The sequence below is a fragment of the Bordetella tumulicola genome (genome assembly GCF_965138755.1).
In the GTDB taxonomy this organism is placed as follows: Bacteria; Pseudomonadota; Gammaproteobacteria; order Burkholderiales; family Burkholderiaceae_B; genus Bordetella_A; species Bordetella_A tumulicola.
Genome location: NZ_CBCSFP010000001.1, coordinates 1090721 through 1109551, shown reverse-complemented (window position 1 = coordinate 1109551; position 18831 = coordinate 1090721). Strand labels below are relative to the sequence as shown.

The 18831-nt window shown below is 58.9% G+C and carries 16 protein-coding genes and 3 tRNA genes; 9 read left to right on the top strand and 10 right to left on the bottom strand.

Annotated elements, in window-relative coordinates:
- Positions 1-43 precede the first annotated feature (43 nt).
- From ACNAZS_RS05150 to ACNAZS_RS05140, 3 genes are all read left to right on the top strand, one after another.
- Complete coding sequence (locus tag ACNAZS_RS05150) at positions 44-1705, top strand: peptide ABC transporter substrate-binding protein (RefSeq protein ID WP_415786791.1); 1662 nt, start codon at positions 44-46, stop codon at positions 1703-1705.
- Positions 1706-1814: 109 nt separating this feature from the next.
- Positions 1815-2765, top strand: a complete 951-nt coding sequence (locus ACNAZS_RS05145; protein WP_415786789.1) for an ABC transporter permease — start codon at positions 1815-1817, stop codon at positions 2763-2765.
- Positions 2766-2789: 24 nt separating this feature from the next.
- A complete protein-coding gene (locus ACNAZS_RS05140; protein ID WP_415786787.1) occupies positions 2790-3668 on the top strand; it encodes an ABC transporter permease in 879 nt (292 codons plus the stop codon).
- Here ACNAZS_RS05140 and ACNAZS_RS05135 read toward each other — a convergent pair.
- Positions 3659-4597 carry an AEC family transporter gene (locus ACNAZS_RS05135; RefSeq protein WP_415786785.1) on the bottom strand — a complete coding sequence of 313 codons (939 nt, stop codon included), beginning with the start codon at positions 4595-4597 and terminating at the stop codon, positions 3659-3661. The genes ACNAZS_RS05140 and ACNAZS_RS05135 overlap by 10 nt on opposite strands.
- A 192-nt stretch (positions 4598-4789) precedes the next feature.
- Between ACNAZS_RS05135 and ACNAZS_RS05130 the strand changes: the two genes are divergently transcribed.
- Positions 4790-5233: a GNAT family N-acetyltransferase gene (locus ACNAZS_RS05130; protein WP_415786783.1), complete on the top strand. Its 444-nt coding sequence runs from the start codon at positions 4790-4792 to the stop codon at positions 5231-5233.
- A gap of 5 nt (positions 5234-5238) precedes the next feature.
- Here the strand turns inward: ACNAZS_RS05130 and egtB are convergent, their stop codons facing one another.
- The 3 genes from egtB to ACNAZS_RS05115 all read right to left on the bottom strand — a co-directional run bounded on the left by egtB (position 5239) and on the right by ACNAZS_RS05115 (position 7862).
- Entirely contained in the window at positions 5239-6552 is a 1314-nt protein-coding gene (gene egtB, locus ACNAZS_RS05125) for an ergothioneine biosynthesis protein EgtB (protein WP_415786781.1), read from the bottom strand.
- Positions 6553-6590: 38 nt separating this feature from the next.
- Positions 6591-7568: an L-histidine N(alpha)-methyltransferase gene (gene egtD / locus ACNAZS_RS05120; protein WP_415786779.1), complete on the bottom strand. Its 978-nt coding sequence runs from the start codon at positions 7566-7568 to the stop codon at positions 6591-6593.
- A 209-nt stretch (positions 7569-7777) separates the two neighbouring features.
- Positions 7778-7862: transfer RNA gene (locus ACNAZS_RS05115), tRNA-Leu, on the bottom strand.
- 116 nt (positions 7863-7978) lie between these two features.
- Between ACNAZS_RS05115 and ACNAZS_RS05110 the strand changes: the two genes are divergently transcribed.
- Positions 7979-8701: a tRNA-uridine aminocarboxypropyltransferase gene (locus ACNAZS_RS05110; RefSeq protein ID WP_415786777.1), complete on the top strand. Its 723-nt coding sequence runs from the start codon at positions 7979-7981 to the stop codon at positions 8699-8701.
- Positions 8702-8879: 178 nt separating this feature from the next.
- On the opposite strand, the gene ACNAZS_RS05105 is transcribed toward ACNAZS_RS05110, so the two are convergent.
- Positions 8880-8964: transfer RNA gene (locus ACNAZS_RS05105), tRNA-Leu, on the bottom strand.
- Between the two features lie 196 nt (positions 8965-9160).
- On the opposite strand from ACNAZS_RS05105, the gene rnr reads away from it, so the two are divergent.
- From rnr to ACNAZS_RS05085, 4 genes are all read left to right on the top strand, one after another.
- Entirely contained in the window at positions 9161-11638 is a 2478-nt protein-coding gene (gene rnr / locus ACNAZS_RS05100; protein WP_415786775.1) for a ribonuclease R, read from the top strand.
- Between the two features lie 133 nt (positions 11639-11771).
- Positions 11772-12509 carry a 23S rRNA (guanosine(2251)-2'-O)-methyltransferase RlmB gene (gene rlmB, locus ACNAZS_RS05095; protein WP_415786773.1) on the top strand — a complete coding sequence of 246 codons (738 nt, stop codon included), beginning with the start codon at positions 11772-11774 and terminating at the stop codon, positions 12507-12509.
- Between the two features lie 61 nt (positions 12510-12570).
- Complete coding sequence (locus tag ACNAZS_RS05090) at positions 12571-13812, top strand: cystathionine gamma-synthase family protein (protein WP_415786771.1); 1242 nt, start codon at positions 12571-12573, stop codon at positions 13810-13812.
- Positions 13813-14218: 406 nt separating this feature from the next.
- Positions 14219-14491, top strand: a complete 273-nt coding sequence (locus ACNAZS_RS05085; protein ID WP_003812968.1) for an HU family DNA-binding protein — start codon at positions 14219-14221, stop codon at positions 14489-14491.
- A 122-nt stretch (positions 14492-14613) separates the two neighbouring features.
- Here the strand turns inward: ACNAZS_RS05085 and ACNAZS_RS05080 are convergent.
- The 5 genes from ACNAZS_RS05080 to cyoA form a co-directional block, all read right to left on the bottom strand.
- A tRNA-Val gene (locus tag ACNAZS_RS05080) sits at positions 14614-14689 on the bottom strand.
- A 121-nt stretch (positions 14690-14810) separates the two neighbouring features.
- The gene (gene cyoD, locus ACNAZS_RS05075; protein ID WP_415786768.1) at positions 14811-15185 is read right to left on the bottom strand and encodes a cytochrome o ubiquinol oxidase subunit IV; all 375 of its coding nucleotides are present in this window, start codon (positions 15183-15185) and stop codon (positions 14811-14813) included.
- Entirely contained in the window at positions 15185-15811 is a 627-nt protein-coding gene (cyoC, locus tag ACNAZS_RS05070) for a cytochrome o ubiquinol oxidase subunit III (protein ID WP_415786766.1), read from the bottom strand. Before cyoC ends, cyoD begins: the two co-directional genes overlap by 1 nt.
- 3 nt (positions 15812-15814) lie before the next feature.
- On the bottom strand, positions 15815-17791 hold the full coding sequence (gene cyoB, locus ACNAZS_RS05065) for a cytochrome o ubiquinol oxidase subunit I (protein WP_415786764.1): 1977 nt from the start codon (positions 17789-17791) through the stop codon (positions 15815-15817).
- Positions 17791-18699 carry a ubiquinol oxidase subunit II gene (gene cyoA / locus ACNAZS_RS05060; protein ID WP_415786761.1) on the bottom strand — a complete coding sequence of 303 codons (909 nt, stop codon included), beginning with the start codon at positions 18697-18699 and terminating at the stop codon, positions 17791-17793. The genes cyoB and cyoA overlap by 1 nt, the downstream gene beginning before the upstream one ends.
- Positions 18700-18831 lie beyond the last annotated feature (132 nt).

Sequence of the window (18831 nt, the reverse complement as noted above, 5' to 3'; positions counted from 1 at the left end):
GGAGACCGCAGTTCTAACAATGTCGTATCACGGAGATCATCCAATGACTGACACAATCACCTCGAAAAGCCGCCGTTCCGCATTGAAGCTGATGGGTCTTGCTGGTGCGACGGGCATGTTCGGTTTTCATCTGCTGGGTAAACCTGCTTTTGCCCAGACGCCGCCAGCCGCGCCCGCGGGGCGGGTCATTGTCGGCCTGTCGCAGGAGCCGACCGTGTTCAACCCGTTGATGCTGAAAATCGAAGTCGATGACGGTCTGCATTTCTCGGTTTTTGACGCACTGTTTCGAACGATGCCGGATGGCTCGGTCGTGCCCAATCTCGCCACGGAAGTTCCCAGCCAGGAAAATGGCGGGCTGTCCGCCGATGGCCTGGAATGGCGTGTGAAGCTGCGTGACGACGTGAAATGGCATGATGGCAAGCCGATGACGGCCGAGGATGTGAAGTTCACGCTTGAGCTCATCGTCGATCCGAAGTTTCGCAGTTGGCGCACCGCGGGACACAATCTCGTGCACGACATTACCGTCGTCTCGCCGACCGAGCTGACCTGGAAGATGAAAGAGCCCTTTGCGCCGTACATGTCCTTCCTGACAGAGACTTTCATCGTTCCCAAGCATATTCTGGAGCCCGAGGCTGACAAGAACACCGCTGCCTTTAATCAGGCGCCCATCGGTACCGGTGCGTTCAAATGGGGCCGCCGCGTCGCGGGCGATCACATCGAGCTGGTCGCCAATACCAACTACCATGGCGAAGGCCCTTATATCGAGCAGTTGATATTCAAGTACATCCCCGACCTGACCGTGCTGTATACCCAGTTCAAGAGCGGTGACATCGACCTGGTGGGGCGCCAATACATTACTCCCGACAACTATGCCGAGGCGAAGACGCTGAAGAACCGGGTGGTTGAGCTGCAGCCGGCACCGACCGTCGAACAGATCTATCTCAATCTGGAGCGGCCGGTATTCAAGGAGTTGGCGGTACGCGAGGCCATCTATGCCGCCATTGACAAGCAAGCAATCATCGACGCGCTCTACTACGGGCTACCCGAGCCGGTCGAATCCTATATGCCGCGCGGCTCGGTCTACTACAACCATGATCTGCCCAAGCATGAGTTCAGTCTCGATAAAGCGCGCAAACTACTCGATGATGCGGGCTGGGTAAAAGGCTCGGATGGGATCCGCGCCAAGAATGGTGTGCGGCTTGCATTCACCAACTCGACCACTGCGGGCAATCATCTGCGCGAGCAACTGCAGCAGTTCGTCCAGCAGACGCTAAAAGAGATTGGCATCGAGATGACCATCTCGAATTTGCCCGCGGCCGTTATCTGGGGCGATTTCTGGACCCTGTCGAAATATGACTCGGTGGTGGTGGGAATCAATTATTTGGTGGGCTCCGATCCCGATGTGTTCAATCGATTCCATACCGGCGCGATTCGCGCCAAGGGCGGACGTGGCTCGAACACCTCGCAATACAGCAATCCGCAGGTGGACAAATTGCTGGAAGAGGGGGCGCGCACTTTCGATCAAAGGCGTCGAATCGAAATCTATAAGGAAATCCAGGCGCAGGTGCGTGCCGATCTGCCCTTTCTGCCGCTCTTTTCGGAGAACGTCGTCCGTGGCTGGAAGTCGGACATCAAGGGCACGGCTAGCAATAGCAATACGCGTACCGAATCCTGGCATGCGGCGGGTTGGTTCCGCGAAGCGTGATGGTATTACCCGAGCTCGACAGCGTTCAGGCAGGGCATCGCTGCCCCTTTTTGGCAGCGAAGCCGCAGGCGCGGCGTGGGGGGAATTTCTTATGTATCGTGGGGGCTGAATGGCCGGATTTCTGCTAAATCGTTTGTGGCAAAGCATCATTTTGCTGCTGATCGTATCGATCATCGGCTTTGCGATATTGAATATGATCCCCGGCGGTCCGCTATCGCAATTTGCACTGGATGCCAGTATGACGCAGGCAGATATAGAACGTCTGACTCGTCAGATGGGCCTGGACCAACCCTTGCCCCTGCGATATCTCGACTGGGCCTGGCAGATGCTGCAGGGTGACTGGGGACGGTCCTATCGCGATGGCACGCCGGTTCTGCAGGTCATCGGTCGGCATCTGCCTGCGACGCTGCTGCTGATGGGAACGTCGACTGCCATTTCCATTGCCATTGGTACCTGGATCGGTATCCGCGGCGCGACGCACCGCTACTCGGGTTTTGACTACGGCGCCACCATTGGTGCCATGGTGGCGCTTTCGATTCCGACGTTCTGGTTCGGTCTGGTCGGGATTTACGTCTTTTCGTTGAAGCTGGGGTGGGTGCCCGCAGGCAATATGTACACGATCGGCGATCAGTCGATACTGAATTACCTGCATCACTTGATTTTGCCGAGTCTTGTGCTGTCACTGGTGCACGTCGCGACCTGGAGCCGCTACATGCGATCGGCCACGCTGGACGTGATCAATCAGGATTTCATCAAGACCGCCCGGGCCAAGGGAGTGCCAGAGCGGCGTGTCCTGATGAAGCATGTGGTGGGTAATGCCTTGCTCCCGATGATCACACTGGCAGGTATGCAACTGCCTACTATTCTCGGGGGAGCGCTGGTCACCGAGACCGTCTTTACCTGGCCCGGCATGGGGCGGTTGTTTCTCGACAGCCTCGGTTATAGCGACTACCCGGTGATCCTGGGGCTCCTGATGCTTTCCGCCATCTTGACGCTGCTTGGAAACCTCATTGCCGACATTATCGTGGCGACGGTCGATCCACGTATCCGCCTTGGCTGACCTCCACCCGATCAGGAAACCGTCATGACTACTATCGCAGCACCTTCCGACCGCAGTCGCTGGTGGCAGAGCCGGACCGTGCGCCGATTCGTTCGCCATCGCCTGGCGCTGGTGGGCATCTTCATGATCACGATGTTGGTACTGGCCTGCATCGTGGGACCGTGGCTTTTGCCTTATGACTCGCTCTATGTTGATCTGCGCGCGCGTTTCGCGCCGCCCTTTACCGGGCACCATTATCTAGGCACCGATCCGCTGGGCCGCGATCAGACCGCGCGCTTGCTGGAGGCCGGACGAATCTCGCTGCTGGTCGGGTTTGCGGCGATGGTTCTCTCGACGATTATCGGCACGGCGGTGGGCGTGATCGCGGGTTATCGTGGGGGTCGGCTTGGGGCCGCGCTGATGCGGATGGTCGATGCCTTTTTGGCGTTTCCCTCGATTTTCCTCATGCTGGCGCTCGCTGCGCTATTGAAACCCAGCCCGACGATGATTACGGTGATCATCGCCGTGACCAGTTGGATGGAAGTTGCGCGTATCGTCGAGGCCGAGGTGCGTTCTCTGCGTGAGCGGGAATTCGTGCAGGCGGGGCGGATGCTGGGACTCAGCGGCGGTCACATCATGTTCCGCGAGATTCTGCCCAATGTTATGGGGCCCATCATCGTGGCGGCGACGCTCACCGTGGCACGCGCCATCTTGCTTGAGGCGTATGTCAGCTTTCTCGGCTACGGGATTCAGCCACCGCTGCCAAGTTGGGGCAATATGCTCAACGGTGCGCAGCAATATCTGGCCAGCGCGCCATGGCTGGCCATCGTGCCGGGCATCATGATTACGATGGCGGTCACCAGCTTTAACTTCATCGGAGACGGGCTGCGCGATGCGCTGGACGTGCGCAACGATCACATGTGAACTCGGCTGATCCAAGCCACCAGTAATGAGATCGTGATGACCGACAGCACGGTGGAAATCAAAATCGCGCGCGATACGGCGCGCGCATCGCGCCGATAGAGCTGCGCCAGCATGAAAGGACCGGTACCGATCGGCAGCGCGGCCATGAGCACGGCGGTCCAGGCCCACAGGGGCGGCGCGGGAAAGACCCAAAATACCAGTGCAGCCGTTACAGTGGGTTGCACCAACAGTTTGCCGGCGACCAGTTTGCCTACGGCAGCCTGATTGCCGCCCGGCTCGGCCAGCGCCAGGAACAGACCGATGGTGACCAGTGCGCAAGGGCTGGCGGATGCACCCAACAGTTCCACATAGCGATCCAGGCCCAGCGGCAAGGTCAGCCCGGATAGCGCCACGACGAGGCCCAGCAGCGGAGCGATCAGCAGGGGATTGCGTATCAGGGCCCGGGCAACTTTGAGCAGGGTGGAGCCCAGGCCGCGATCGCGATGCTGGTCGAGTTCGATCAACGCAATGGCCCCGCCAAACAGGACGCATGCAGTCATCAGGATGCAGATGATGGCCGGCGCCAGACTGGCGGGACCCAAGAGAGCCAAGCAGAGCGGGATGCCCATATAGCCCGCATTCGCATACGAGGCGGCCAGGCCGTGGATGCTGAGATCGGTCAGCCGGACACCGCGGCCGCGCGATATGAGGCAGGTCACGACAAAGGTAACTGCGATACCGCCCAGGAAGGAGAGGATGAATCGCCAGGACATCTGCGCCAGATCCGCCTGCGCCATGGCCCGAAACAGCAGGGCCGGCAGAGACAGATAAGCCACATAGCGGTTAAGGGCGTCGGTGGCGGCGGGGCCAAGCACCCTGAAGCGCGCCGCGAGCCAGCCGGTCAGGATAAGAGCAAATACCGGCAGGGCGGCAGTGACGACGGCATCCATGGTGTACAGCAGAACGAAGGAGTGCGCATTTTACTGTGCGCGGATGGCGACTGCCGGGGCAGGGCTTCTGTTGGGAGGGCGATGCTCGCGAAAGTGCGTCGACGCCTGGCGGTACGATAGAGCCTGGAACCAAAAAGGCGATGACCGTCATCGCCACCCAGTTTGCATATTGTTTGATGCCGGAGACACGTCATGCCTAACAAAAACCTTCCTGTTCGTATTGTTCTGGGAACGTGGGACCGTCTGCGTGACGACGCCTATCAGGTCCGGCATGAGGTGTTTGTGGTGGAGCAAGCCGTGCCACCCGAGATCGAGCTGGACGACGATGATGCGCTGTCGGTGCACGCGGTGGCCTATGGGCCTGATGGCATGCCCATTGCGACGGGACGCCTGTTGCCCGATGGACATATCGGACGTATGGCCGTGCGTAAACCCGCCCGGGGGACGGGCATAGGCGGGCAGGTGCTGGATGCCTTGATTGAACAGGGACACGGCGACGGGCATCGGATGCTGCTGTTGCATGCACAGACCCATGCACGCCAGTTCTATGAAGCGCACGGCTTCCTGGCACAAGGCGAAGAATTCATAGAGGCCGGCATCGCCCACGTAGCGATGATTCGGGAGCTGGTGCGCTGAGTGTGCTACGCGTCGCGCGCCAGGCGTATCCCCGAAAACTGCCACCGTGCTTCGGGTGGAAAGAAGTTGCGGTAGGTCGCCCGAATATGGCTGGCCGGGGTGACGCAAGACCCGCCGCGCAGCACATACTGGTTGCACATGAATTTGCCGTTGTATTCCCCGACGGCGCCGGCGGGTGGCGCATAGCCCGGATAGGCGTCATACGCGCTGCAGGTCCATTCCCAGGTGTCGCCAAACATCTGCGCGGGATCGGTGACAGGAGCGGGCCGAGAGACGGCGGCGACGGGATGCAGCTGACCGTTTTCGAGCAGATTGGCCGTCGTTAGCCCGCTGCCTGTACGCATTTGTCGTGCCGCATGCTCCCATTCCGCCTCGCGAGGCAGTCGCGCGCGCGCCCAGCGCGCGTACGCGTCGGCCTCGTAATAACTGACGTGCGCAACGGGCGCCTGCGGATCCAGAGCCTGCATGCCGCGCAAGGTATAGATCTGCCAGTCGTTTCCCTGTTCTTCCCAATACAACGGCGCTTGCCACTGCTCGGCACAGACACGGTCCCAACCTAATGACAGCCACAAATCAGCGCGTTGGTATCCGCCATCAAGGATAAACGCTAGATACTCGCCCTGGGTGACCAGGCGGTCAGCCAGATGGAACGGACGCAACAGCATGTCATGGGCCGGGCTTTCGTTGTCGAACGAAAAGCCCGTTTGTTCATGGCCGATACGTACCCGGCCACCCTCGTACTGAATCCAGCCCGGCGGGGTAACGGTAGAAGAGGATCCTTGTGCCAGCGGTGCGTACGCGGGCCGTAGCGGATTCAGTGACAGGGCATGTTTGATATCCGTCAGGATCAATTCTTGATGCTGTTGCTCATGATTCAACCCCAACTCCACAAGTTGATCAAAGGCAGCGTCAACGCCCGCCATGCGATCGAACAGCGCGCGCATCGCGTCATCGGTGGCGTCGCGGTAACGCCAGATATCGTCCAGCGGCGGGCGGGACAGCATGCCGCGTTGCGGACGCGGATGCCGGGCGCCGATGGCGTTGTAGTACGAATTGAACAGCATCCGGTAATCGGGATGAAAGGGCGCGCGATCAGGCTGAAAACGACTCAGAATAAAGGTTTCGAAAAACCAGGTGGTGTGCGCCAAGTGCCACTTTACGGGACTGCAGTCGGGCATCGACTGTATCTGGCAGTCCTCTGCACTGAGGGGCTCGGCCAGTGCACGTGTCTGCTGGCGTAATTGTTCATAGCGAGCCGCCAGCGTGTGTGTCGTGTCCGGATGGGTCATTGGGTGGGTGAGCAAGCAGGCGGGATCCATAATGGGGGTTCTGTCTCGTTGCAAGCGACGGCCGGTGCTCAGGCGCGTGCACTGAATACGGAAAACCAGCCGCGTGTATCCGACCAGTGCTCGATGCGCGAAAAGCCCGCGCGGGTTAATAGGCTGCGGAAACCATCCGGTGTGTATTTATACGAGTTCTCGGTATGGATACGTTCTCCTTCGCGAAAATCTCTATGTGCGCCGGGCCAATGAATTTGTATATCGGATTGTGCTTGCAAGTGCATTTGTACTCGCGCATGGGGTTCGTCATAGTGGGCGACGTGTTGCCAGTCGCTGACCTCAAAATCACTGCCCAGTCGCTGATTCACATGGCGCAGCAAATTCAGATTGAATGCGGCGGTCAGATGCAGCGCATCGTCGTAGGCTTGCTCTAGCGTGTGGCGTGATTTGATGCGATCGACCCCGATCAGTAAGCCGCCTTCCGGGCAGGAGTCTCGAATCTGTGTCAGCAGTGCAAGGGCTCGCTCAGGGGTCAGGTTGCCGATGCTGGAACCGGGATAGAAAAATAGCCGCCCGGGTAATGGGATGCTATCCGGCAGGGTCAGCGCGTGATGAAAATCCTGACCCAATGGAAGAACCTTCAGATCTTTGTAAGCGTGCTGAATGCGCTGTACTGCATTGTGCAGATATTCAACTGAGATATCGATGGGGATATAGCGTTCAGGCAGCAGAGACGGAAGCAATTTTTCCGCCTTGGCGCAGTCACCCGCGCCCAAGTCAACTAATGCGCTGACGTTTCCCACGTGCTCGGCGATGTCGACGGCATATTCGTCCAATATCTCGGCTTCGCATCGGGTCGGATAATACTCGGGCAACTGAGTGATCGCGGTAAACAGACTGGATCCCAGTGTGTCGTACAGGTACTTTGGATCAATGTATGCGGGGTGAGTGAGCAGCCCCGTTTGCAATTCGTCGATGGCGTGCAATTGGCCGTGAGATGAGGGCACCAGAACATTGGATGGCGCCGCGGCGAGCATGCTGCGGGACAGGACCATAGGGTGGTTCCTTGCGGAGTTTGCACAGAGTTTACGTCGTGCCAAGCCTATTGTGGTCTGCTACCCCTTTGGATTGTCAAGTTTTGCCTGCACGACTGTTGTGTGCATTTTTCGACTTTTTGACATGATCTGAAAAATAAAAAACCCCGACAGCAATGAAGCGATCGGGGTTTTCGGCGCACCGCGAAGGTAACTCGCAGTGTAATAATTGGTGCCCAGGAGAGGACTCGAACCTCCACACCTTGCGGCACATGGACCTGAACCATGCGCGTCTACCAATTCCGCCACCTGGGCGCTGCTATTCTGGCGCGCTGTTGCCAGTGCGTTTGAATATCAGAGGACGCGGATTATGCACGTATTCTTTACCGTACGCAAATAGGGCGGGTGATCAGTGAAATGGGCCACGAGAAATGAATGAGGAAAAGTTGGAGTGCGCGGCGAACAAGCGCCCCAGATGTGGGCGTTGCCATCGGCCGCTGACGCATTGTTTGTGTGCCCGGATCCCGTCGTTGGAAGGCCGTACGCGTGTGCTGGTGTTGCAGCATCCCGACGAGTCGGGTCATGCGCTGAATACCGCGAGGTTGGCGGTCTTGGGGTTGCGCAATGCCGAGTTGCATGTCGAGCGGCAGTTTGACGCCGCGCTATGGCAGGTCGCGGGTTATCGGCCGTGCCTGTTGTTTCCCGGGCAGGGCGCGCAGGTTTTGATCCCCCCAGAGGCAATAGGCACGGTCGATAACCCGCGACCTGCCCGGGAAACAACAGGCAAGGCCGATAGTCAGCCGGCGATACCTGTCTTGTTGGTGGTACCGGATGGCACTTGGCGGCAGGCACGTCAATTGCTGGCGATGCATCCTGAGCTGGCCGCATTGCCGCGGGTGACCTTGCCGGCGGGGGTGACGACGCGCTATCGGGTGCGTTATGCCGGCGACGCGGGCGCGTTGTCGACGGTCGAGGCGATTGCGGCAGCACTTAATGCCCTGGAGGCGCCCCGGTCGTTCGACGCATTATTGGCACCATTCGAGGCCTTGATCGCCGGGCAGATCGCGGCGATGGGCCCGGATTGCTATCGACGTCATCATGTCCTGCGCGAGGGCAATCGCGCGGCAAAACGCAAGGATGAAGGCGAGAGGTAAGTCAGTAGGTAAGTACCGTGTATGCGATGGTGGCTTGTGTCGCGTCGCTGTCCGGGAAACACGGGTATTCAGGGAAAGGAAAATGCCGATATTCGGGGAATTTTGGGCGACCCAAAAACAAATCCCCGGCAACCAAATGGTTGCCGGGGATTGTCGACGAATCATCGTCTGAATTCCGTGGTGCCCAGGAGAGGACTCGAACCTCCACACCTTGCGGCACATGGACCTGAACCATGCGCGTCTACCAATTCCGCCACCTGGGCACTGTGCAAAGTTTTACGGGTTTGTGTGATACGCTTTAAACAAATAGAGACGCATCGCTTTCTACCCAGACCAGTCAGGTTTTTAAAGCGCACTTTAAAAGTGCAATTAGTACTTTAAGTTGCCGCCTGGTTTTGCTACAGTGATCAGCCTCGGGCAGACCACAGAAGCAAAAGATTATATACAGGATTTTTAACTTTGGCAAAACGATCGAACAGAGATTCCAATAACAATAACAACGGCAGATCAGGATCCGTCTTGCCCGAAACACCCCCCGATTTTGATCCCGATGTGCCTAGCCGCGAGGAGATCCTCAAGGCGCTGCGCTCCGCCAGGGCGCCGCTGTCGCCGGCCGAGCTGGCCGAGCGCATGGGGGTCGAGCGGCCGGCGACGTTGGTCGGATTCGACCGCCGCCTGAACGCGATGGAGCGCGACGGCCAACTGATGCCCAATCGCAAAGGCGTGTTGTTGCTGGCCACCAAACTTGATTTTGTGGCGGGCAAGGTCCAAGGGCATCGCGACGGTTTTGGTTTTCTGCTGCGCGACGATGGCGGGCAGGACTTGTTTTTGTCACCGCGCGAGATGCTCAAGGTCTTGCACGGTGATCGGGTGCTGGTCAAGCCGGCCGGCGAATACCGGGGCAAGCCCGAGGGCACGATTGTCGAGGTGATCGAACGCCGTACCAACAAATTGGTGGGGCGCTTTTTGCACGAGCACGGGTTGTCTATCGTGGTGCCCGAAGATCAGCGCATCAAGCACGACATCTTGATTCCGCCCGGCGATACCAATGGTGCGCAACACGGGCAGGTGGTGTCGGTACAGATCATGGAACAGCCCACCCGTCATACACAACCGCTGGGTCGGGTCTACGAGGTGCTGGGCGAGATCGATGACCCCGGCATGGAAATCGAAATCGCCGTTCGCAAGTTCGACGTACCGGTCGATTTTTCAGAGGCGGCCGCCAAGCAGGCGGCGCGTCTGCCAGATGTGGTGCGCAAGGCCGATCTCAAAGGGCGTGTCGATCTGCGCGATGTGCCGCTGTTCACGATTGACGGCGAAGACGCGCGCGACTTCGATGATGCGGTGTACTGTGAGCCCGTTGAACTGGGCACGGGCCAGCGCAAGCGGCCGGGCTGGCGTTTACTGGTGGCGATCGCCGATGTGAGCCACTACGTACTGCCCAACGACGCACTGGATGACGACGCGATCGAGCGGGGCACTAGCGTGTATTTCCCGCGTCGAGTGATCCCCATGTTGCCCGAGTCCTTGTCGAACGGCTTGTGTTCGTTGAATCCGAATGTCGACCGGCTGGTGTTGGTGTGCGACATGGTGATTCCCGCGACGGGCGCCAAGGCCGGTACGATCAGGGCCTATCAGTTTTACAACGCGGTGATGCATTCGCATGCGCGCACCACCTATACGCAAATCTGGGAAGCGCTGCAGCAGCCCGGCGGGCCGGCGGCCAACAACCTGAGCGTCGTGATGCCGCATGTGCGTCATTTGCACGAGCTGTATTTATTGCTCGTGCAGCAACGCAAGAAACGTGGCGCGATTGATTTCGATACGGTCGAGACCAAGATCGTCTGCAACGAGCTGGGCAAGATCGAGCAGATCGTGGGTGTGGTGCGCAATGATGCACACAAGCTCATCGAAGAATCCATGCTGGCGGCGAACACCTGCGCGGCGGACTTCATGACCCGTAGCAAGCATCCGGGTCTGTATCGCGTTCACGAGGGCCCGACGCCCGAGCGCTTGACGTCGCTGCGCGAGTTCTTGCGCACGATGGGGTTGTCGATGGGGGGCGGCGACGAACCGACCGCCAAAGACTATGGCGAGTTCCTCGACAGCGTCCGTGCCCGGCCGGATTTCCAGTTGCTGCAGACGATGTGTCTGCGCTCTATGCAGCAAGCCATCTATAGCCCGGATAACGTCGGCCATTTTGGCCTGGCATACCCCGGCTACAGTCACTTTACGTCGCCTATTCGACGTTACCCCGATTTGTTGACGCATCGCGTCATCAAGGCTTTGTTGGCGGGCGATCGCTATGTCCCGGGGTTGGAAAGTCAACCCTTGGTCATTGGCCGTACGCAGCGCGAGCACGAGCACGCGACCTGGGAAAAACTGGGCTTGCTGTTGTCGGCCAGTGAGCGTCGCGCCGATGAGGCATCGCGTGATGTCGAGGCTTGGCTCAAGTGCTGGTTCGTCAAAGAGCGCGTGGGCGAGGATTTCAGCGGTACCGTCACGGGTGTGGCCAGTTTTGGGGTGTTTGTCACGCTCGATACCTTGCACGTAGAAGGTTTGGTGCATGTGTCGGAGCTCGGCGGCGAGTACTTCCAGTTCAACGACGCCCTGCATGAGCTACGCGGCGAACGCACGGGCAAACGATACCGCCTGACCGACAAGGTGCAGGTGCAGGTATCACGCGTCGATCTCGAAGCTCGTCGGATTGAGTTTCGCTTGGTGCAAGGCACAAGTTTTGACGCCTTGCGCAAGGCGGCCGCGCGCAATCCCGACGAGCCCCGTCGGGTCAAAAAAGCGGCGGCGCCCAAGCCGGCCGCGCTGAAAGGGCAGACGGCCAAGCAACGCCGCGAGCAAGCCAAACAGGCGGCCAAGCCCGCGCCATCGCCCAATAAGCGTGCCGCGGCCAAGAAAGCGCCCGCACGCGGGCGGCGCTAGTCCGCAAGCCGTCTCGCGCATCGGCGGGCCAGGCGGTAACATGACGGGTAATGCCGGGTTTGTGCGTTAGCACAGCCCGGCGAGCGGGCGCATGGACGCCGGCTTTTCTTTACGCACAATAAGGTGAATTTTCATGGCGTCAGCCCAAGTACTGGCCGGGTTCCACGCGGTGGTGGCGCGGTTGCGGCACGCACCCGAGTCCATCAAGGAAATCTATGTCGAGGCGTCGCGGCGCGACAAGCGCATGCAGACGTTTATCGAACAGGCCGAACGTACTGGGCGGCGCGTGCACCCGGTGTCCACGGAGCGCCTCGATGGTCTGTCTCGCGGCACACGGCATCAGGGCGTGGTGGCCTTGGCCGAAGAGCGTTCCCTGGCCGTGGATGTCGACGAAGTGCTCGATACCATCGAGGGACCGGCATTGTTATTGGTGCTCGACGGCGTGACGGACCCCCATAATCTGGGCGCTTGCCTGCGTACCGCCGATGCGGCGGGTGTACACGCTGTGATCGCACCGCGCGACCGCGCGGTGGGGCTTAACAGCACGGTGCAACGCGTCGCGTGTGGCGCGGCCGATACGGTTCCCTACATTATGGTGACCAACCTGGCCCGCACACTGCGCGCCCTGAAAGAGCGCGAGGTATGGGTGGTCGGCACTGATGACCAGGCAAGCGATGGCATACATGCGGTTGACGCGCGTCAGCCTATGGCCTGGGTCATGGGCGCCGAGGGCGAAGGCATGCGTCGCCTGACGCGCGAGACCTGCGACCAACTCGTCACGATTCCGATGCTGGGTTCCGTCGAAAGCCTGAATGTCAGCGTGGCCAGCGCCGTGTGCCTGTACGAATCCGTGCGTCAGCGACAGGCGTAAGTTCCTCTGGCGGATCTTTTTCTGACCCGTTGGGGGTCATCACTTTTTCCAGTTATTCATCATGCACCAGAACGGCTTTACTACTTCGATACTTCATTCTGATCGTCGCCAGTCCGTCGAGCATGGCGCCGTGCATAAGCCTATCCATACTTCGTCCGAGTTCGCCTACGCCGATGCGCACGAACTGGCGGCGGTGTTTCAGGGCAAGGCGGGCTTTACGTATGGTCGTCAGGGGACACCCACCACGACGGCGCTAGAGTCCAAGATCAGCCTGATGGAAGGCGGCACAGGCACGGTGTCCTTTGCCACAGGGATGGCATCGCTGACGGCAGTGTTTACGACCTTGCTGCGCAAGGGGGACCATCTGTTGTCCAGCCAGTACGTCTTTGGCAATACCAACAGCTTGCTCGGCACGCTGGCCGAGCTGGGGATCGAGGTCAGTTATGTCGATCCTACCGACCTTGAGCAGGTGCGGGCGGCGCTGCGGCCCAACACGCGCATGGTGTTTACCGAAACCATTGCCAATCCGGGCACGCAATTAGCGGATCTGGCCGGCATGGGTGATTTGTGCCGTGAGCATGGTCTGGTCTATGTGGTCGACAATACGCTGACCTCACCCTGGCTGATGCAGGGGCGCTCGGTGGGCGCTTCGCTGGTGATGAATTCCTTGTCCAAGTACATCAGCGGCCACGGCGATGCGTTGGGGGGAGCGATCACCGATACGGGTTTGTACGACTGGTCGAACTACGCGAACATTTACGATAGCTATCGCAAGGGGCCGCCTACAGGTTGGGGATTGCTGCAGATCAAGAAAAAAGGCCTGCGTGACATGGGCGGTACCCTGTCCGCTGACTCTGCGCATCGCATTGCGATCGGCGCCGAGACCCTGGCGCTGCGTATGGCCGCACACTGCAGCAATGCATTGGCCCTGGCGCAGATGCTCGAGGCGCATTCGGGCGTGACCAAGGTGCATTACCCGGGCCTGCCCGGTCATCCGCAGCATGAGCGCGCCGCCGCGTTGTTTGGTGGGCGATTTGGTGGCTTGTTGGGGATCGAGTTGGCCGAGGGTATTGATTGCTTCGACTTTCTGAATCGCTTGCAGATTGTGCTTATGGCAACTCACCTGGGCGATACGCGTAGCTTGGCCTTGCCGGCTGCCCACACCATTTACTACGAAATGGGCGCCGAGCGCCGTGCCCAAATGGGTATCGCTGATAGTCTGATACGCGTGTCGGTTGGTATCGAAGATCAGACGGATTTGTTGCATGATTTTGATCAGGCGTTGCAGGCCTGCCTGGGCTGATCGGAAGTTTGTCAGAGGCAGGTCAGGAAACTTCCCTATGATGATTGCGGGGAAAGTCTTGCAGGGGCATGGAGGCTGGGCGGGCTATTATGCAAATAGTTTCAGATTTTATGCTTATTGCAAAATGTCCCCAAGGCCAGTATTTATGCGGCTTGCCGCTAAGGTCTGCCTCTTGACGCGACGATAAAGCGGGGCCTAATATGTCCCTGCGTCGCTGATATCCCACTGCTCTCATCAGTAGTGAGGCATCCGCGACGTAGCAATTTTGCCGTTGTGCATGGCAAGGCACCGAGGTGTTTTGCGGTGCCCAAAAAAAGAAGCATGTTCTCTTCCGTTTGCTGGTACCAGGGTAGCTGTGGTGCTGGCGCGCATCCGACAGAACCAATACCTTGAGGGGTAAATCTGAATGAACAAAACCGAACTCATCGATCATATCGCCAGCAAGGCCGATATCTCTAAAGCCGCCGCCGGCCGTTCGCTGGATGCTCTGATCGGTGCCGTTAAAACTACGCTCAAAAAGGGCGGTACGGTGACGCTGGTGGGCTTTGGTACGTTTGCTGTGTCCGCGCGCGCTGCGCGTACGGGCCGCAATCCTCGTACTGGCGAGACGATCAAGATCAAAAAGGCCAAAGTGCCGAAGTTCCGCCCGGGCAAGGCCCTGAAGGACGCCGTCAATTAATCGACGGTTTTGATCCTGCGGCACACAATGTGCCGCGCAATAAAAAAGGCACCGGGTTATTTCCGTGTGCCTTTTTTGTTGCCTGTGACCCGTCGTTGGTCAAGGGCATCGAATTCGGGGGGTGGTGGGTGCTACAGGGGTCGAACCTGTGACCTACGCCTTGTAAGGGCGCCGCTCTACCAACTGAGCTAAGCACCCCCGAGTGCTACTGCGTGATGGCGTGCATCACGATCAACGAGGTCGGCAGTATACCGGAGCAAAACGACTTCGGCAAATGGCGTGAAAAGTTGATCGCGATACATGACCGTCATACGCGGTATTACATGCCCGGCATCGGGTGCATCATGTTGGCGTTCATGTTGTGCATCACCCAGAGGGAGCCCACCACGATGATCGCGATGACGAACACGGCGAAAACGAAAGCCGATAGATTGTCGCGCTGGGATTTCGAGGTACCCATGTGCAGGAAGAACACCAATTGCACCAGCAACTGCGCCACACAAAGTACGATGATGCCTGGCAGGATCACGCCGCGAGGTACGCCTTCGACCATGAGCAGGCCGAACGAGCCCAATGTCAGGATGACGGACAGGATGAAGCCTACGATGTAGGACTTCAGCGAGCCGTGGCTGTTGCTATCGTGGTCGTGATCACCGTGGCCGTGGTTTGCGGCAGAGGTAGTGTGGTGCGACATTAGATCGCTCCCATGAGATAGATGAAGGTAAAGACGCAGATCCAGACGATGTCCAGGAAGTGCCAGAACAAGCTGAGGCATGCCAGGCGTCGTTTGTTGATCGAGTCCAGGCCGTGGCGACGCACCATGTCAATCATGACGATGATCCAGATCAGGCCAAACGTGACGTGCAGGCCGTGCGTACCGATCAATGTAAAGAACGAGGACAGGAAGGCGCTGCGATCCGGGCCGGCGCCGTGTGTGATCAGGTGGTGAAACTCATAGATTTCCATCCCGATAAAGCCGGCGCCGAACAGGAAGGTGACCAGCAACCAGCCGATGACCCGGCCCTTGTTGTTGGCATGCAAGTTCAGCATGGCCATGCCGAAAGTGAAGCTACTGACGAGCAGCAGCATGGTCTCGACCAGCACGAACGGCAGTTCGAACAGCTCTTTACCGGTCGGGCCGCCGGCGGTGGCGTTGGACAGCACGGCGAAGGTGGCGAACAGCACAGCGAAAATGAGCAAATCGCTCATCAGGTAAATCCAGAACCCGACTACGGTTTTGGATCCATCGTCGTGATGCTCGTCATGGTGGCCGGCGTGTGCGCCGGACCCGTGGGCAAGGGTAGTTGCAGTGTGACTCATGGCTCAGACGGCCTTTTGAACATTGGCAAGGTGGGCGGATTCGATGCGCTCGACTTCTTTTGCGGGCACGTAGTAGTCGACGTCGCGGTCATAGGCGCGCACGATGAACGAGCCAATCATGCCTACGAAGCCGACGATCGCCAGCCACCAGATGTGCCAGACCAGCGCGAAGGTCATGACCAGGCCAAAGGCGCCGATGATGACACCCGCGCCGGTGTTGCGAGGCATGTGGATGTCTTCGTAGTGGGTCGGGCGGGCATAGGCCGTGCCGTTTTCCTTGTTTTCCCAGTGTTGATCCAGGTGGTCGACTTTGGGGAGGTGGGCGAAGTTGTAGAACGGGGCGGGCGATGCGATCGACCATTCCAATGTGCGGCCACCCCAGGGATCGCCGGTGAGATCCATGTTTTTCTTGCGGTCGCGGATGCTGACAAAGATCTGCAGCAAGATAAAGCCAATGCCAGCGGCCACGAAGCACGCGCCGATGAAGGCCACGATCAGGTAAGGCTGCCAGGTGGGGTCGTCGTAGTGGTTAATACGGCGTGTCATGCCCTTGAAGCCCAGGATGTACAGGGGCATAAAGGCCAGATAGAAGCCGATGAGCCAGCACCAGAATGAGTACTTGCCCAGGCGCTCGTTCAACTTGAAGCCGAATGCCTTGGGGAACCAGTACGTCATCGCGGCAATACAACCGAACACCACGCCGCCAATAATGACGTTATGGAAGTGGGCGATCAGGAACAAGCTGTTGTGCAGCACGAACGATACGCCCGGGATGGCCATCAGCACGCCGGTCATGCCACCGATCACGAAGGTGACCATGAAGCCGATCGTCCACAGTACCGGGGTGCTCATTTCGACACGGCCACGATACATGGTGAACAGCCAGTTGAAGATCTTTGCCCCGGTCGGAATCGAGATGATCATCGTGGCGATGCCGAAGAACGCATTGACGTTCGCGCCAGCACCCATGGTGAAGAAGTGGTGCAGCCATACAAAGAACGACAATACGCCGATCGCCGCCGTGGCGTAGACCATCGAGTTGTAGCCGAACAGGGGCTTCTTCGAGTAGGTGGCGATGATTTCCGAAAATGCACCAAAGCAGGGCAGAATCAGGATGTAGACCTCGGGGTGACCCCAGATCCAGATCAGGTTCACGTACATCATGACGTTGCCGCCAAGATCATTCGTGAAGAAGTGCATGTCCAGATAGCGGTCCGCGGTCAGCAGGGCCAGCGTGCCGGCCAATACGGGGAAGGCGGCAATGATGAGGACGTTGGTCACCAGGGCGGTCCAGGTGAACACTGGCATCTTCATCAAGTTCATACCAGGCGTGCGCATGCGCAGGATGGTGACGACGAAGTTGATCCCGCTCAGGGTCGTACCTATCCCTGATATCTGCAGCGCCCAGATGTAGTAGTCGACCCCGACGCCTGGGCTGCCCTCCAGTCCCGAGAGGGGCGGGTAAGCGAGCCAGCCGGTGGCGGCAAATTCGCCGACGAACAGCGACAGCATCATCAGTACGACACCGACGCAGAACAGCCAGAAGCTCAGCGAGTTCAGGAACGGATAGGCCACGTCGCGCGCACCGATTTGCAGCGGCACGATGACGTTCATCAGGCCCGTAATGAAAGGCATCGCCATGAAGAAAATCATGATGACGCCGTGGGCGGTGAAAATCTGGTCGTAGTGATGGGGTGGGAGATAACCCACTGCGTCAGCGGCGGCAACGGCTTGTTGGCCGCGCATCATGATGGCGTCGGCGAAGCCGCGCAGCAGCATGACCAGTGCAACGACGATGTACATGACACCGATGCGCTTGTGGTCGACGCTGGTGAACCATTCGGTCCACAGGTACTTCCATTTGCCTAAATAGGTAATCGCGCCCAACAGCGCAACGCAACCGAGGATCACGGCGCCCATCGTCACCATGACGATGGGCTCGTGATACGGAATGGCCTCTAGAGTGAGTTTGCCGAACATCAGTTAGTTCCTGCGATCAAATTCTGCGACGTGGGCGTGCAGCTTGCCGGATCGAGGCCGGCAATCTTGCTCATCGTGTTATGCATGATGTTGTCGAACATGCCCGTGGGGACGCTGGAGTACAGCTTGACCGGGTCATGCTCGCTGGGGGTCAGCAGGGCTTGGTAGGCCTGCGGGGTCAGTGCGTCGCTGGACGCCTTGGCCTTGCTGATCCAGTCTTCGAACCCTTGTTGGGTCGTTGCGATGGCATCGAAACGCATGCCCGAGAAACCGGCGCCGCTGTAGTTGGCCGAAATACCGGCATAGGTGCCGGCCTCGCGGGCGATCAGGTGCAACTTGGTTTCCATGCCCGCCATGGAGTAAATCTGGCTACCCAACTGCGGAATGAAGAACGAGTTCATCATCGCCGACGAGGTGATGCGGAATTGGATGGGCGCGTCCACCGGGAATGCGATCTGGTTCACGGTAGCGATGTCGTAGTCCGGGTAAATGAACAGCCACTTCCAGTCCAGCGACACCACGTCGATGTTCACCGGTTTAACCGAGGACTCGATGGGTTTGTAGGGGTCCAGCGCGTGGGATGATTTGTAGGTCATTACGGCCAGGATGGCCACGATGATGCAAGGGATGGTCCAGACCACCACTTCGATGCGCGTGGAGTGCGCCCAGCGCGGCATGTACACCGCTTTCGTATTGCTCGCCCGGTATTTCCAGGCGAAATACAGGATCATGACAATGACGGGCACTACGATCAGGAGCATGAGCCCCAGCGCAGTGAGAATCAGGGTTTTTTCCTGGGCGCCGATATCTCCCTTGGGAGAGAGCACTTCCATTGTGCAGCCGCTGAGCAGCATGAGCGCACCAATACCGAGCGTACGCCCGAAGGTGGCAAAGTGGGGGTGTTTCACGTACAACCTTGAGGGTTAACTGCCTAAGCAGGCAAGAATTACGCGATGCGTCTTGTTTGGACGCACCGCTGCGGTGAAGCCGCAATGCTAGCGCTTTGTTGCGCCGCAACCCTGCGACGAAAAGTCGCATCG

Bases quoted from the DNA above. Each gene is read 5' to 3' on its own strand.
- ACNAZS_RS05150 (WP_415786791.1), top strand. From the start codon at position 44: ATGACTGACACAATCACCTCGAAAAGCCGCCGTTCCGCATTGAAGCTG.
- ACNAZS_RS05145 (WP_415786789.1), top strand. From the start codon at position 1,815: ATGGCCGGATTTCTGCTAAATCGTTTGTGGCAAAGCATCATTTTGCTG.
- ACNAZS_RS05140 (WP_415786787.1), top strand. From the start codon at position 2,790: ATGACTACTATCGCAGCACCTTCCGACCGCAGTCGCTGGTGGCAGAGC.
- ACNAZS_RS05135 (WP_415786785.1), bottom strand. From the start codon at position 4,597: ATGGATGCCGTCGTCACTGCCGCCCTGCCGGTATTTGCTCTTATCCTG.
- ACNAZS_RS05130 (WP_415786783.1), top strand. From the start codon at position 4,790: ATGCCTAACAAAAACCTTCCTGTTCGTATTGTTCTGGGAACGTGGGAC.
- egtB (WP_415786781.1), bottom strand. From the start codon at position 6,552: ATGGATCCCGCCTGCTTGCTCACCCACCCAATGACCCATCCGGACACG.
- egtD (WP_415786779.1), bottom strand. From the start codon at position 7,568: ATGGTCCTGTCCCGCAGCATGCTCGCCGCGGCGCCATCCAATGTTCTG.
- ACNAZS_RS05110 (WP_415786777.1), top strand. From the start codon at position 7,979: ATGAATGAGGAAAAGTTGGAGTGCGCGGCGAACAAGCGCCCCAGATGT.
- rlmB (WP_415786773.1), top strand. From the start codon at position 11,772: ATGGCGTCAGCCCAAGTACTGGCCGGGTTCCACGCGGTGGTGGCGCGG.
- ACNAZS_RS05090 (WP_415786771.1), top strand. From the start codon at position 12,571: ATGCACCAGAACGGCTTTACTACTTCGATACTTCATTCTGATCGTCGC.
- ACNAZS_RS05085 (WP_003812968.1), top strand. From the start codon at position 14,219: ATGAACAAAACCGAACTCATCGATCATATCGCCAGCAAGGCCGATATC.
- cyoD (WP_415786768.1), bottom strand. From the start codon at position 15,185: ATGTCGCACCACACTACCTCTGCCGCAAACCACGGCCACGGTGATCAC.
- cyoC (WP_415786766.1), bottom strand. From the start codon at position 15,811: ATGAGTCACACTGCAACTACCCTTGCCCACGGGTCCGGCGCACACGCC.
- cyoB (WP_415786764.1), bottom strand. From the start codon at position 17,791: ATGTTCGGCAAACTCACTCTAGAGGCCATTCCGTATCACGAGCCCATC.